This is a genomic window from Curtobacterium sp. HSID17257 (assembly GCF_003989515.1).
GTDB lineage: Bacteria > Actinomycetota > Actinomycetes > Actinomycetales > Microbacteriaceae > Curtobacterium.
In genome coordinates, this window is sequence record NZ_RBLU01000022.1 from 1 (window position 1) to 14,998 (window position 14,998).

The 14,998-nt window shown below is 72.3% G+C and carries 10 protein-coding genes and 1 tRNA gene; 1 reads left to right on the forward strand and 10 read right to left on the reverse strand.

The annotated features are described in order from the left end of the window. Window positions 1-218 precede the first annotated feature (218 nt). From D8M35_RS05685 to D8M35_RS05720, 8 genes are all read right to left on the reverse strand, one after another. Complete coding sequence (locus D8M35_RS05685) at window positions 219-1,547, reverse strand: threonine/serine exporter family protein (protein ID WP_126890963.1); 1,329 nt, start codon at window positions 1,545-1,547, stop codon at window positions 219-221. 141 nt (window positions 1,548-1,688) lie between these two features. Beyond that, a tRNA-Leu gene (locus D8M35_RS05690) sits at window positions 1,689-1,765 on the reverse strand. Between the two features lie 80 nt (window positions 1,766-1,845). Beyond that, entirely contained in the window at window positions 1,846-3,321 is a 1,476-nt protein-coding gene (locus D8M35_RS05695; RefSeq protein WP_126890964.1) for an NAD(P)/FAD-dependent oxidoreductase, read from the reverse strand. Between the two features lie 47 nt (window positions 3,322-3,368). Beyond that, the gene (locus D8M35_RS05700) at window positions 3,369-3,917 is read right to left on the reverse strand and encodes a DUF501 domain-containing protein (protein WP_126890965.1); all 549 of its coding nucleotides are present in this window, start codon (window positions 3,915-3,917) and stop codon (window positions 3,369-3,371) included. A gap of 66 nt (window positions 3,918-3,983) precedes the next feature. After that, a complete protein-coding gene (locus D8M35_RS05705) occupies window positions 3,984-4,541 on the reverse strand; it encodes a septum formation initiator family protein (protein WP_126890966.1) in 558 nt (185 codons plus the stop codon). A gap of 404 nt (window positions 4,542-4,945) precedes the next feature. Then, window positions 4,946-6,229 (reverse strand): phosphopyruvate hydratase, encoded by a 1,284-nt coding sequence (gene eno / locus D8M35_RS05710; RefSeq protein WP_058728084.1) that lies wholly within the window; start codon window positions 6,227-6,229, stop codon window positions 4,946-4,948. A 98-nt stretch (window positions 6,230-6,327) separates the two neighbouring features. After that, window positions 6,328-7,572, reverse strand: a complete 1,245-nt coding sequence (hisS, locus tag D8M35_RS05715) for a histidine--tRNA ligase (RefSeq protein WP_126890967.1) — start codon at window positions 7,570-7,572, stop codon at window positions 6,328-6,330. Between the two features lie 280 nt (window positions 7,573-7,852). Continuing rightward, a complete protein-coding gene (locus D8M35_RS05720) occupies window positions 7,853-8,569 on the reverse strand; it encodes a MazG family protein (RefSeq protein ID WP_126890968.1) in 717 nt (238 codons plus the stop codon). A 103-nt stretch (window positions 8,570-8,672) separates the two neighbouring features. Between D8M35_RS05720 and nhaA the strand changes: the two genes are divergently transcribed. After that, window positions 8,673-9,851, forward strand: coding sequence for a Na+/H+ antiporter NhaA (gene nhaA / locus D8M35_RS05725; RefSeq protein WP_126890969.1), 1,179 nt, complete (start codon window positions 8,673-8,675; stop codon window positions 9,849-9,851). Between the two features lie 60 nt (window positions 9,852-9,911). Here the strand turns inward: nhaA and mfd are convergent, their stop codons facing one another. After that, window positions 9,912-13,523, reverse strand: coding sequence for a transcription-repair coupling factor (gene mfd / locus D8M35_RS05730; protein WP_126890970.1), 3,612 nt, complete (start codon window positions 13,521-13,523; stop codon window positions 9,912-9,914). 74 nt (window positions 13,524-13,597) lie between these two features. Further along, the gene (locus D8M35_RS17010) at window positions 13,598-14,947 is read right to left on the reverse strand and encodes a PT domain-containing protein (RefSeq protein ID WP_126890971.1); all 1,350 of its coding nucleotides are present in this window, start codon (window positions 14,945-14,947) and stop codon (window positions 13,598-13,600) included. Window positions 14,948-14,998 lie beyond the last annotated feature (51 nt).

Here is a 14,998-nt window from a genome sequence, read left to right on the forward strand (position 1 = left end):
TCGTCGGACAGGAGGCGCTGGGTCCGACCGCCACGTCGCGCCGGCTCGCACACACCGGACAGGGGACCTGCGGCACGGCTGCCACGCACCTCCCGGCCCGCATCGACCGGACGGGAGGCACGCGGCACGGCCGCCACGCGCCTCCCGGCCCACGCACCGGACGGGAGGCGCGAGCGCGGACCGCCACGAGCCTCCCGTCCGTCAGGTACCCACCCGCGTCAGGTGGTGCGGTGCGGAGCGTTCCGGCGGAACAGGCCGGGCAGCAGGCCGCCGATCTTCGTCCCGATGCACAGGCTCACGAACGTCGCGAGTGGGACGCCGAGTGCGACCGGGTCGAAGGTGGTGACCGCGACGAGCCCCACGGTGCCGGGCACGAGGAGCAGGAACGCGGGGAAGAACGACACCGTCGCCGGGATCACCGGCACGAGCCGCTCGAGCAGGCGGGTCGCGACGAAGAGCAGCGCGGCCGCGGCGCCGGTCGCGACGACACTGCCCCAGACGGGCGTCGTGCCGCTCACGACCGCGTAGGCGCTCATCATGACGGCGACGGACACGACGGTCAGCCGCCACCCGGAGCGGAACACCAGCCCGAGACCGACGGCCAGGCCGGCCACCGCGACCCAGGACACCCAGTAGGACGGGACGGCCTCCCAACCACCCCGGAGGGTCCCGACGCCGGCGACCTCGCCGACGAGCGCCGCCGACGACGGGTCCACCCGCAGCCCGGTCAGCGCGCTGCCGGCGGCGATGCCCGCGGCCATGAAACCGAGCGTGATGAGCCCCTGGACGAGCCGCGAGGCGCCGGTCACGATGTCGGCGGCGGTGAGCTCGAGCAGCGCGTTCGTGATGAGCGCACCGGGCACGAACACCGCCACGGGTGCGCAGACGGCGAACAGGGGCACGTGGTCGAAGCCGGTGCCGGCGGCGACGAGGCCGACGACGCTCGTCGACATGAAGGCGGCGAGGAACGGGATGATCGCGACGGCCTCGCGGAACCGCCGGAGCACCAGGCTGAGCACGCCGACGAGCGCACCGACGACGAGCGCGAGCACGATCGCCCACCAGGGGCAGCGGAACACGACGGCCAGGCCGACCGAGGTCAGCGCGTTGCCGGTGATCCAGGGCAGCGCCGGCGGTGGGACGGTGCCCGCACGGATGGCGCGCACGCGGGCGGGGATCTCGGCGAGGGCGATCGACCCGCGCTCGAGACCGAGCACCAGTCGGTTCGCGCGCGCTGCCTGGCGGGAGGAGAGCTCCACGCCCTCGGCGTTCACGATCGTGGCGGCGCCGGTGGCGACCTCGCTGACCATGACGAGCGCGGGCAGGACCCCCACGGCGAGCGTCGGTCCGACCCCCGCGGCGTCCCGGGCCTTCTCGAGCGCGGAGCGGACGTCGGTCACGGAGCTGCCTGCGTCGAGCAGCAGGGCCCCGAGGGTGCCGAGCAGCATGCCGGTGGGGACCGTCTCACCGTCGACGACCTCGACGTGTGCCTCGGGTCGGTTGAGTGCGTTGCGCAGGTTCGCGAGGGCGCTTCCGAGTCCGACCACGGGACTCGATGGTACGCGGCCGTGGCGGTGCTCCCGGCCGCGGCGCTGGTCCCGAGTCTCGGGCCGAGCGACAGGACTCGCGGGTCGCGGCCCGAGGATCGTCGCTCAGGCCGAGTCTCGCGGCGGCGGACCCGGGTCTCGTGGTACCCCCGGTGGGACTCGAACCCACAACTCGGCGATTTTAAGTCGCATGCCTCTACCGATTGGGCCACGGGGGCGGGCCGGAACAGCCTACCGATGCGACGACGGCCGCCGCCCCACGCGGGGGCGACGGCCGTCGGTCGTCTGGTGCCTGGTGCTACTTGGCGTCCGCCGGAGCCGCGACGGGCTCGGCGTCCTTCGAGACGTCCTCGGCCGGGGTGGCGTACGCGGGGCCGGCGGCGTCGGCCGGCTGGCCCTCTGCCGGAGCCGGGGCAGCGACGGCCGCGGGCTCCTCGGTGGCAGCGGGCTTCGGACGCGACGCGAAGGCCTCGAACGCGGCGCGCGGCGTCTCGCGGTCGTCGAGCGACGCGATGTCACGGCCCAGGAAGAAGCCGCCGACCCAGTCGCCGATGACGCGCCACTTGCGCTCCCACGACGGCATCGCCAGACCGTGGTACCCGCGGTGCGCACCCCAGGCCAGGAAGCCCTTCATGGCGAACTTGCCGGACTGGAACACACCGGTGCCGAGACCGAGGCCCGCGACGGCACCGAGGTTCTCGTGCTTGTAGTCGTTCGTCGCCTCGCCGCGGATGACCGCGACCAGGTTCTTCGCGAGCTGCTTCGCCTGACGCACGGCGTGCTGGGCGTTCGGCACGCAGAAGCCGCCGACACCGCCGCCGGTCAGGTCCGGCACGGCCGCGACGTCGCCGCAGGCCCACGCGTCGGCGATCACGCCGTTGTCATCGACCACGCGGAGGTCGGGCTGCACGCGGATGCGACCGCGCTGCTCGAGCGGGAAGTCGGTGCCCTTGACCATCGGGTTCGCCATGACGCCGGCGGTCCAGATGATCAGGTCGGACTCGATCGTCTCGATCGACTCGTCCTTGGCCTTGAGCTGGCAGACGCCGCCCTCGGCCGAGGCCAGCTGGGTCTCGAGGTGCACCGTGGCCCCGCGCGACGCGAGGTTCTCGAGCACCCAGTGCGAGGTCTCGAGCGACACCTCGGGCATGATGCGCCCCATCGCCTCGACCAGGTGGAAGTGCGTGTCGTCGAAGGACAGCTGCGGGAAGCTCTTCAGCAGGTCCGATGCGAAGGAGCGGAGCTCGGCGAACACCTCGATGCCCGCGAAGCCACCGCCGACCACGACGACGGTGAGCAGGCGGTCACGCTCGGGACCGGCCGGCAGGTTCGCCGCCTTGTGGAAGTTCGTGAGGATCTTGTCGCGGATCGCCGCGGCCTCCTCGATGGTCTTCAGGCCGATGGCCTCGTCCGCGACGCCGGGGATCGGGAAGGTGCGCGAGACGGCGCCGGCGGTCATGACGATCTGGTCGTAGGACTCCTCCCACGCCTCGCCCTCGGCCGGGGTGATCGTCGCGGTCTTCGTGGCGTGGTCGACCTTGGTGACCTTGGCCGTGACGACGCGCGTCTTCTTCAGGTGACGACGGTGCGAGACGATCGCGTGGCGCGGCTCGATCGAACCGGCGGCGACCTCGGGCAGGAACGGCTGGTACGTCATGTACGGGAGCGGGTCCACCATGGTGACCTCGGCTTCACCCTGACGCAGGTGCTTCTCGAGCTTCCAGGCGGTGTAGAAACCGGCGTAGCCGCCGCCGACGACGAGGATCTTGGGCACGGGGGATGATCTCCTTGGAGTGGGGTGGTTGCTTGCCGGGAGGCTGGTCAGACTTCGCCGCCACCCGCCCCGACTCCAGCGTCTGCGATGCCATCATACGCCCGGCACTCACACCGGGAGGGCGACCAGTCCACGCGCTCGAGCGCGAGGTCGCCGATGGGGTTGACGCCGGGTCCGGCAGCGAGGGCGTGGCCGACGAGGGCGTGCAGGCACTTCACACGGGTGGGCATGCCACCGGCGCTGATGCCGTCGATCTCGTCGACGTGCTCGATCGACTCGCGGTCCGCCAGGTAGGACTCGTGGGCCGCGCGGTACTGCGCCGCGACGGTCTCGTCCTCGAGCAGCGCGGCGAGTTCGGGCATGACGTGGTTCGCCTCGAGCGTGCTCACGGCCGCGGTGGCGGCAGGGTGGCACAGGTAGTAGAACGTCGGGAACGGGGTGCCGTTCGCGAGTCGGGGCTTCGTCGACACGACGGTGGGGTTGCCGCACACGCACCGTGCCGCGATCCCGACGACGTCGCGGGCCGGTCGCCCGAGCTGCGCCGAGACGACCTGGATGTCGCGGTCGGACGGCGGGTCGAAGGGAGGGGTCGTCACGGGCACGTGAGCCTACCCGAGTCCCGCTCGCCGTCCTACTCCGTGACGACGCTGCGGTCCAGGGGCCTACTTGCCGTCGCTGGTGGCGGCGCCGGTCGGGTCCCCGGTGCCGGAGACGTCGGGCGCCACGAGCTGCTCGGTGGTCTTCTCGGTCAGGCCGGACTGCAGCACGCTGGAGAGCATCGCCTGCACCCAGTCGACCTTGGGTGTCTGCACCGTCGAGCTGACCGGGCTGCCCGAGTCGGTCTCGGTCCGGTCGGACCCCTTCGCCTGCTCCGCGCCCATCACGAGGTAGCTCTCCTCGCCCGGGTACACGTAGAGCAGCCGGTCGCGGGCCTGCGCCTCGATGTAGGCCGGGTCGTCCCACCGCGCGACGTCCTGCTTCTTCTGGCTGACGTCCGCCTTCTGCGCCGCCACCTCGCGCTGCTGCTGCGCGATCTGCTCCTGCTGCTGGATCAGGGTGCGCAGCGAGGGTGCGAGCACGACGACGAACAGCACGATGATCGCCAGCATGAGCAGGCTGAAGCCCGAGAACCGGATGGACCGGTACCAGGGCTGCTCGTGCGCGCCGGACTCCGGCACGGCCACGGGGATGCGGCGGACGCGGGGCTTCTGGCTGGGCACGGCTCGACGATAACCGGCCCCGGTCGGTCGCGTGGCCCGGCACGCGGACCGGCACGCGTCCCTCGGCACCCTCCCAGCGGCCGGGAGGCGCGGCGCACGGCCGCCACGCGCCTCCCCTCCGGTGGTGGGCCGCCTGGGTGGCTGGCTGCCGGTGGGCGGGCCGGCTGCCGATGGGCTGGCTGGCCGGCTGCCCGTGGGCTGACTGGCCGGCTGCCGATGGGCTGGCCGGCTGCCGAGCGGGCAGGACATGCCGCTCACGTCCGTCGAGCCGGCGCGATTCGTCGGTCTCGAGCGCCGAGCGTGACAGATCGGGCCCGCTCGATGCCGTCGACGCGAGCGCCCGGGAACGGCGAGACGCCGCCCTCCCGGAGGAGGACGGCGTCTCGGACCGTGCGGTGTGCGACCTAGAGCGCGGCGGCGCGGGGGAACGCGGTGCGGCCGGCGTAGACGGCGGCGTCGCCCAGTTCCTCCTCGATGCGGAGCAGCTGGTTGTACTTCGCGACGCGGTCCGAACGGGCCGGGGCGCCGGTCTTGATCTGGCCGCCGTCGACGGCCACCGCGATGTCGGCGATGGTGGTGTCCTCGGTCTCACCCGAGCGGTGCGACAGGATCGCGGTCATGCCGTGGCGGTGCGCCAGGGAGACGGCGTCGAGGGTCTCGGTCAGCGTGCCGATCTGGTTCACCTTGACCAGGATCGAGTTGCCGGCCTGCTCGTCGATGCCCCGCTGCAGGCGCTTCGGGTTCGTGACGTACAGGTCGTCGCCGACGAGCTGGAGCTTCGAGCCGAGCTCGGCGGTGAGGTGCTTCCAGCCCTCCCAGTCGTCCTCGGCCAGGGCGTCCTCGATGGTGACGAGCGGGTAGTTCGCGACGAGGTCCGAGAAGTACCCGGTGAACTCCTCGCTCGAGAGCTGCTTGCCCTCGAACGCGTACTTGCCGTCGTGGAAGAACTCGGTCGCGGCGACGTCGAGGCCGAGCGCGATGTCCTTGCCCGGGGTGAAGCCGGCCTTCTCGATCGCGGCGAGCAGGAAGTCGAGCGCGGCGCGGTTCGAGGCGAGCTCGGGGGCGAAGCCGCCCTCGTCGCCGAGGCCGGTCGCGAGACCCTGCTTCTTCAGCTCGCCCTTGAGGGCGTGGTAGGTCTCGACGCCCCAGCGCAGGGCCTCCGAGAAGCTCTCGGCGCCGTAGGGCACGAGGAAGAACTCCTGGATGTCGACGTTGGTGTCGGCGTGCGCGCCACCGTTGACGACGTTCATGAGCGGGACGGGCAGCGTGTGGGCGTTCGGGCCGCCGAGGTAGCGGAACAGCGGCAGGTCGGCGGAGTCGGCAGCGGCACGGGCGACGGCGAGCGAGGCGCCGAGGATCGCGTTGGCGCCCAGACGGGACTTGTTCTCGGTGCCGTCGAGCTCGATGAGCGCGGCGTCGACGAGACGCTGGTCGGTGGCGTCGAAGCCCTCGAGCGCCGGGCCGATCTCGTCGAGGACGGCGTCGACGGCCTTGAGGACGCCCTTGCCGCCGTAGCGGTTCGCGTCGCCGTCGCGGAGCTCGTACGCCTCGAACGCACCGGTGGAGGCACCGGACGGGACGAGCGCGCGCGAGACCACGCCGTCGTCGAGGAGGACCTCGACCTCGACCGTCGGGTTGCCTCGGGAATCGAGGACTTCGCGTGCGCCTACGGCATCGATCTGGGCCACGGGGTACTCCCTACGAGTTCGGTTGTGGTGGACAGCGGGTCGATCCTACCGAGGCACGGTGGACGCCTCGCCGCGGATGACGTCGGGTGTGGAGGAGTTCACGCCAAGGGGCGGAACTCGACACCCTCCAGGCTCTCGGTGTCGGCGCGGACGCTCGCGAAGGCCGCGAACCCCTGCTCGGCGAGACCTGCGAGCAGGTTCTTGGTGTTCTTCGGCCGACGCTCGAGGCGCACACGGCGGTGCGATGCGAGCGCCTCGGACTTGAGCGCTGCGAGGCGGACCGGGTCGACGTCCTTGTCGTACAGGAGCACGACCGCATCGGACTCGGCCGACTCCGGCAGCGTGACGAGGTCGACCAGCCGCTCGAACCCGAGCGAGAAGCCGACCGCGGGGACGTCCTGCCCGAGGAAGCGTCCGATCATGCCGTCGTAGCGACCGCCGCCGCCCAGGCTGTAGCCGAAGTCCGGGTGGGCGACCTCGAAGATCGTCCCCGTGTAGTACCCCATGCCGCGCACGAGCGTCGGGTCGAAGCGCAGGTCGACGCCCGGCAGGGCCTCGCGCAGCCGGAGCAGGTCCGCGAAGGCCTCGGCGTCCAGCCACGGCGCTCCCTCGACCGAACCCCAGTCCGCGGCCTCGAGCGCGCGGATGGTGTCCTCGAGCCCGGGCAGGTCGGCGCCGATCGTCTCGCGGAGCTCGGCGGCCACGCCGTCGGCACCGATCTTGTCGAGCTTGTCGACCGTGATGAGTGCTCGGTCCGCTGCGCCGGGGTCGGTGATCCCCCACGACGCGAGCAGCGCCAGCAGGATCCGTCGGTCGTTGATGCGGATGGTGGTGTCCGCGATGCCGAGGGCGTCGAGCGCCGCGGTGGTCGCGCGGATGAGCTCGATCTCCGCGAGCTGCCCCGGCTCGCCGAGGATGTCGATGTCGCACTGGACGAACTGCCGGTAGCGCCCCTTCTGCGGGCGCTCGGCACGCCAGACCGGCGCGATCTGCACGGCGCGGAACACCGACGGCAGCTCGGCACGGTGCGAGGCGTAGAACCGGGCGAGCGGGACCGTCAGGTCGAACCGGAGCCCGAGGTCCGCGAGGTCGAGCGGGGCACCGGCCTGCTGCAGGTCCTCCGTCGTGAGCCCGCGGCGCATGACCGCGAACGCGAGCTTCTCGTTGTCGCCGCCCAGGCCCGAGTGCAGGCGTGCGGCGTCCTCGACGACCGGGGTCTCGATCTCGTCGAAGCCGTGCCGCGCGTAGACGTCGCGCACGACGCCCAGGACGTGCTCGCGGCGGGCCTTCTCCGCCGGGAGGAAGTCACGCATGCCACGGGGGGCCGTCACGGTCGTCGCCATGCGCCAATCCTGCCAGAACCGGGGCAGGACCTTGCACGCCTGCCGACCCACTGATACTCTGGATGCAGAACCTCGGCCTGGTGGTCTCCTGATCCGATCACCAGGTCGTTCGCGGGGCCGGTGTGCTGCAACGGTGCCCCGTGGTTCGAGCGGGCGTCCCTGTCGACGTGTCCCCCTGGCACGTCGTGTCCCGCTCGCGGGCACCCTCCTTTTTCGGGTTGGGAGGGTGCCCGCTTCTCTGATCGGGAGCCTTCCCGATCCCTCGTCCGGGAGGCCCGCCTCACTCCCCGACGCGCGCCTCGGCTTCCAAGCGGGTCACCGCAACCCGCAGGCTCGCCACCACGTCGATCCCCGCCTCCCGCGCGGCCGCGACCTCGGCGAGCATCCCCGCACCCCACCGCTCGTCCACGGCATCCACCGCGTCCACTCGGTCGACCACGTCCGCCGCCCGGCTCGCGGCGCCGGCCGAGCCGTCCGGCCCCGCGGCCTCCTGCTCCGGTGCGCGGACGACGGCGGTGACGACCGTGGCGGCGTCCCCACGCTCCTCCAGGCGTTCGAGCAGCTTCACCGCCCGCTCGAGCGGCGGCATCGCCCGAGGGACCCCGTCGACCACACTCGTCCGTGCGGCCTTCTCGGCAGCCTTCGCCGCCCGCCACACCCGGACGACCTCGGCCTCGGTGTCCGCCCGTTCGGAGCCGAACACGTGCGGGTGCCGGCGGACCATCTTGTCCCGGGCACCGGCGGCGACGTCCTCGAGGTCGAAGCGCCCGTCCGCCGCCGCCAGTCCGGCGTGCAGCACGACCTGGTAGAGCACGTCGCCGAGCTCCTCGCGCAGTTCCTCGTCGTCACCGGAGTCGATCGCGTCGACGAGCTCGTACGACTCCTCGACGGCGTAGCGCGCGAGTGAGGCGTGGGTCTGCGCGCGGTTCCACACGCACCCGCCGTCGGGAGCGAGCAGGCGATCGACGACTTCGACGAGGTCCGTGACGGCGGTCATGGCGCCATGCTCGCACGCAGGCCGCTCCGGTAGACTGGCCCCTGGTGTGTCGGGAAGTCTGGTCGACGGTCATCCTCCCGTACCCGCACACCGTCGGAGATCCATGTCGGCACTCGTCCGCTCCCCCCGTTTCAGCGCGATCGCGCTCCTGACCGCTGCCGTGCTCGGCCTGATCGTGGCGAACTCGCCGCTGGGGCCGGGCCTCGAACGAGCCCTCGACGCGCACTCGCCGTGGGGAGCGATCGGCCTCGACCTGTCCGTCTCGCACTGGATCAGCGACGGCCTGCTCGCGGTGTTCTTCCTGCTCGTCGCGATCGAACTGAAGCAGGAGCTCCTCGACGGTGAGCTGTCGAACCCGAAGACGGCGGTCATCCCGGCCATCGCGGCGGTCGGGGGCGTGCTCGTCCCGGCGGGGATCTTCCTCCTGGTGACCTCGGGCACGCCGTACCAGCACGGGTGGCCGATCCCGACGGCGACGGACATCGCGTTCGCACTCGGCGTCCTGGCGATGTTCGGCCGAGGGCTGCCCTCCACGCTCCGCGTGTTCCTGCTCGCGCTCGCGGTGCTCGACGACCTCATCGCGATCGTCATCATCGCCGTCGTCTTCGCGCACGGCACGGACTTCATCGCGCTCGGTGGCGCGGTCGTCGCCCTCGTGGTCTTCGCCGTGCTCGGTCGGATGCTCCGCCCCGGCCGGGACGGTCAGGTGTGGGTCATCGCCGCGATGGTGCTCGTCGGGCTCGTCACGTGGTGGCTCGTGTACCACTCGGGCGTGCACGCCACCATCGCCGGCGTCGCGCTCGGGCTCGTGCTGCCGCGTCGTCCGGGGCACACCCTGCACGAGAACGTCGAGCCGTGGTCGAACGCGGTCGTCCTGCCGGTGTTCGCGTTCGCCTCGGCTGCGGTGGTGATCCCGGCCGTCGGCATCGGTGAGCTCTCCCCCACGTTCTGGGCCGTCGTGCTCGCCCTGCCGGTGGGGAAGGTGATCGGCATCACGCTCTTCGGGGCCGTCGCGACGCGGATCTTCCGCGCGCCGGGTCGGTCGACGCTGTCGTTCTGGTCGATCGTGACGGTCGGCGTGCTCGGCGGGATCGGCTTCACGGTCTCGCTGCTCATGAACGAGCTGGCGTTCTCCCGGAACGAGGAGATCCTCGACGAAGGCGTGCTGGCCGTGCTCGTCGGCTCCGGGATCGCGATCCTCGCCTCGGCGGTCGTCGTCAGCCTGCGCGCGCGTCGGTACCGCGCGCGGCGCGAGCTCTCCGAGGCCGAGGCGACCGAGTGACGGCCGGGAGGCGCGGTGCCAGCTGGCACCGCGCCTCCCGGCCTCAGGGGGGGTCGCGACTCAGGACGCGGGCGCCTCCGCGGGAGCCTTCGACGCCCCGTAGACGGCCGTCAGGATGCTCTCCACCCACTGGATGAGCCCGTCGTCGGGCAGCGTCTCGCCGTGCGGCTTCGGCAGCGGGATGCTCGCGGCGTCCTGCTGCGGGAACCAGCGCGCGCCGGGGAACATGCGCTTGAGTCGGACCTGGGCCGAGTCGGCGAGTTCCTTGCCGGCGACCCGCAGGTTCGAGCCCATGACGACGACGTCGGACAAGCCGACCTGCTGCGCCATGCGGCGGAGACGCGAGACCTCGACCAGGGTGAGCACCGGCTGCGGCGGCTGGCCGTAGCGGTCGGTGAGCTCGTCGAGCACCATGTCGATCGCCTCGGGCTGCGCCGCCGGGGCCGACGCGGCCGAGAGCTTCTGGTAGGCCTCGAGGCGCAGCCGCTCGGACTCGACGTAGTCCTCCGGGATGTGCGCGTCGACCGGGATCTCGAGCCGGAGCTCGGTCTGCCCCTCGGCGACGTCCCCACGGAACTGGGACACGGCCTCGCCGATCATCCGCAGGTACAGGTCGAAGCCGACGCCCGCGATGTGGCCGGACTGCTCGCCGCCGAGCAGGTTGCCCGCGCCGCGGATCTCGAGGTCCTTCATCGCGACCTGCATGCCGGCGCCGAGCTCGTTGTTCGCGGCGATCGTCTCGAGGCGGTCCTGCGCGGTCTCGGAGAGCGGCTTGTCGGCGTCGTACAGGAAGTAGGCGTACCCGCGCTCGCGCCCACGGCCGACACGACCGCGCAGCTGGTGCAGCTGCGACAGCCCGTACTTGTCGGCCTTGTCGATGATCAGCGTGTTCGCGTTCGCGATGTCGAGACCCGTCTCGACGATGGTCGTCGACACGAGCACGTCGAACTTGCGCTCCCAGAAGTCGACCATGACCTGCTCGAGGGTGCCCTCGGACATCTGCCCGTGCGCGACCTGGATCCGGGCCTCGGGGATGATCTCGGCGAGGTGCGACGCCACCGACTGGATGTCCTTCACGCGGTTGTGCACGTAGAACACCTGGCCCTCGCGCAGGAGCTCGCGGCGGATCGCGGCGGCGACCTGCAGGTCGGACTGCGGCCCGACGAAGGTCAGGATCGGGTGGCGGTCCTCCGGCGGGGTCGCCAGCGTCGACATCTCGCGGATGCCGGTGACCGCCATCTCGAGCGAGCGCGGGATCGGCGTCGCGGACATCGCCAGGACGTCGACGTTCGTCTTGAGCTTCTTCAGCTGGTCCTTGTGCTCGACCCCGAAGCGCTGCTCCTCGTCGATGATGACGAGTCCGACGTCCTTGAACTGGATGTTCTGCGACAGGATCCGGTGCGTGCCGATGACGATGTCGACCGTGCCGTCGGCGAGCCCGGCGATGGTCTCCTTCGACTCCTTCTCGCTCTGGAACCGGCTGAGGGCGCGCAGGTGCACGGGGAAGCCGGCGAAGCGCTCCTGGAACGTCTCCATGTGCTGCCGCACGAGCAGCGTCGTCGGGACGAGCACGGCGACCTGCTTGCCGTCCTGCACCGCCTTGAACGCCGCGCGGATCGCGACCTCGGTCTTGCCGTAGCCGACGTCACCGGAGAGCAGCCGGTCCATCGGGATCGGGCTCTCCATGTCGCGCTTGATCTCGTCGATGGTGGTGAGCTGGTCGGCGGTCTCGGCGAACGGGAAGGCTTCCTCGAGCTCGCGCTGCCACGGGGTGTCCGGACCGAACGCGTGCCCCTTCGAGGCCATGCGTGCCGAGTACAGCTTCACGAGGTCGACGGCGATGTCGCGGACGGCCTTGCGGGCCTTGGACTTCGCGGCGGACCAGTCGGAGCCGCCCATCTTCGACAGCGTCGGGTTCTCGCCGCCGACGTACCGGGACAGCTGGTCGAGCTGGTCGGTGGGCACGAAGAGCTTGTCGCCCGGGTAGTTCCGCTTCGACGGCGCGTACTCGAGCACGAGGTACTCGCGCTGGGTCTTCACGGCGTTGCGGCCACCGGAGCTGACCTCGCGTGAGACGAGCTCGACGAACTTGCCGATGCCGTGGGTGTTGTGCACGACGACGTCGCCCGGCTTGAGCTGCAGCGGGTCGACGACGTTCTTGCGGCGCCCGGCGAGCTTCTTCACCGTGCGCGCGCCCTGCTGCACGCTGCGGCCGTAGAACTCTGCCTCGCTCAGGACGGCGATCCGCGGGTCGGGGGTCGCGAAGCCGGCCTCGACCGTGGCGGTGGTGACGATCGTCATCCCCGGCTCCGGCGGCGCGGTGAGGTCGTCGGCCCGGGCCGCGACCCCGGCGTCGGCGAGCACCTGCACGGCGCGCTCGACGAGGCCCTTGCCCTGCGCGGTGACGACCACGGCCCAGCCGTCGTCGACCAGCTGCTTGACGTGGGCCACGGCACCGTCGGCACTGCCCGCGAAGCTCGGGATCGACTCGGCGCGGACGCGGATGTACTCGCCGGCCTCGGCAGCGGCCTCGGCGTCGGTGAGGACCCGCTCGCGATCGCCCTCGTCGAGCCCCGAGTCGAACGGGGTGACCGTCCACCAGGTGCGCTGCCCGCGCGCGTTCTTCAGCTGCTGCACGGTGAGGAAGTTGCCGGCGTCGAGGTCGATCGGCGCCTGCGCACCGGCGACCGCGGCGCTCCACGCGGCCTGCAGGAACTCGGTGTTCGTCTCGGCGAGGCTGTGCGCACGGCCGGCCACCCGCTCCGGGGAGAGCACGGCGATCGTCGCGGCCTCGGGCAGGTAGCTCGTGATCGGGACGAGGTCCTGCACGAGGGCCGGTGCGAGGGACTCCATGCCCTCGACCGGGATGCCCTCGGCGATCTTCGCGAGCATCTGCGACAGGTTCGGGAACTCGTGCAGCATCTCGCGCGCACGCTGCCGCACGTCGTCGCTCAGCAGGAGCTCGCGCGACGCCGTGAGCTCGACCGAGCCGAGGTCGTCGTCGGTGGTGCGCTGGTCGGCGACGGAGAAGGCCTTGATCGCCTCGATCTCGTCGCCGAAGAAGTCCACGCGCACCGGGTGGTCGGCCCCGGGCGGGAAGACGTCGAGGATGCCACCGCGCACCGCGAACTCGCCGCGGCGGGTGACGAGGTCGACCCGGGCGTAGGCCAGGTCGACGAGCTGCGACGCGATGGCCGCGAGGTCGTTGCCCCGCGACCCCGTGACGAGCGCGACGGGCGCGAGGGAGGTCAGGTTGCCCGCGATCGGCTGCAGCGCAGCGCGGACGCTCGCGACCACGACGATCGTGCGGCGGTCGGCCGGGTCGGCGTCCTGCCACGCCGCGAGCTTCCGGAGCGTCGCGATGCGGGTGCCGACCGTCTGGGCGCTCGGGCTCAGGCGCTCGTGCGGCAGGGTCTCCCACGCGGGGAACTCGAGCACCTCGGCGTCGGGGACGGTGCAGGTGAAGGCACCGCGGACCGCCTCGGCCTCGCGCCCGGTGGCGGTGACGACGAAGAGGCACTGGGGACCGTTGCGCTCGGCGAGCAGCGCGCCGAGCAGCGGGACGCGCAGGCCGTCGACGACGGAGAAGTCCGCGTCACGCCCGGCAGCGCCGAGGACGCGATCGAACGCGGAGGCGCGCGAGAGCGCAGGGATGATGCCCGAGATCGTCACTCAGACGATGGTACCGGCGGCGTCCGACACCCGGCCCGGCGTGCGCGGGCGGCGAACACGGCACGCGGCGCGGATCAGCGACGGCGACGACGCGTGAGACCACCGAGGAGGACCCCGCTCCCGGCCAGGGCCGTGGCGGTGAGCAGCGCGGGCACGAACGGACCGGCGCCGGTCCAGGCGAGGTCGCCCTGCTGACCTGCGGCCGGGGCGACGAGCGCTCCGTCCGCGGGACCGGCGCCTGTTCCTGCTCCCGCCGCGTCGGTCGCGGGTCGGCCGGGAGGCTCGGTACCGGCGCCCGGGACCGCAGCCGTCACCGAGGGGGTCGCCTCGGGGCCGGGGGCCGACGTCGGGATGGACGTCGGTGCCGCCGTCGGCTGCACCGTCGGCTCGCTCGTCGGCGCGCTCGTGGGTTCTCCCGTCGGCTGGACGGTCGGGTCGACCGTCGGCAGGGCGGTCGTCGGTGCCGGGCTGGGGACGACCACCGCTCGCCCCGACGACACGGCCGTCACGACGCGCTGACGGTTGTAGTCCGCGACGACGAGGCTGCGCCCGGGCCCCACCGACACCGCCGTGGGGTTCACCAGCGGCGAGCCGTCCGGAGCGCTCGAGAACGCCTCGGTCCAGGAACCTCCCGTCAGCGCCCAGACCGCGCCGCGCCCGTTGTCCACGACGAAGACGTCACCGTCGTCGACGGCGACCCCGCGAGGTCGGGTCTGCGCATCACCCGGGAACCCGAGTGACGTCACCGCCCCCGAGGCCCGGTCGAGCTGCCACACCTCGTCGGAACCGGCGTCGGACACCGTGAGCATCCCACCGTCGGCGGACAGCGCGACACCGCTCGGGTCCGTCCACGGACCGGGCACCGCGGCCCAGGTCCCGCTCCCGAGCTCGGTCGTGAAGAGCGTGCCACCGCCGGGGACCGCGGCGTAGACGGTCGAGCCGTCGACGGCCAGCTCCGAGACCGCTCGCCGCGCGGGCGGGGCGGTGCGCGACAGCACGGTGCCGTCGGCGCCGAGAACCGTGAACGCGGGGCGTCCGGCCTCGGCGACGAGGATGCGGCCGTCGGTCGTGGTGGTCACCGCCGACGGGTTCCACACGTCGCCGGCACCGGTGCCGAACGGCGCGACCCTGCTCCAGGTGCCGTCGACCGCGCGCCGCAGCAGCCCGTTGGCGGAGAAGTCGGCCACGAGGAGCGAGCCGTCCGACTCGTGGTGCACGTCGTTCGGCGCGCCGAAGGTCGACGCGACCGGCGGTGCGGACGACTCCGCGACGGCCGGCGTCCAGGTCTCGGTCGCCGCGACGGCGCCCTCCTGCGTGAGGAGCGACCCGAGGCCCACGGCGATCACCGCGATCGCGGCCGGGACGACGGCCACCGCCGCCCGGCCCCCGTCGGTCCGTCGTGCCCGGTGTGCTGCTCGTCCCACGGTCGTTCCCCTCGTCGTCGGGGATCGTCACCCCTTGGGCGAACGTACCGA

Excerpts from the sequence above, each read along its gene's own strand:
- nhaA (WP_126890969.1), top strand. The coding sequence starts at position 8,673 with ATGTCGGCACTCGTCCGCTCCCCCCGTTTCAGCGCGATCGCGCTCCTG.
- hisS (WP_126890967.1), bottom strand. The coding sequence starts at position 7,572 with ATGGCGACGACCGTGACGGCCCCCCGTGGCATGCGTGACTTCCTCCCG.
- D8M35_RS05720 (WP_126890968.1), bottom strand. The coding sequence starts at position 8,569 with ATGACCGCCGTCACGGACCTCGTCGAAGTCGTCGATCGCCTGCTCGCT.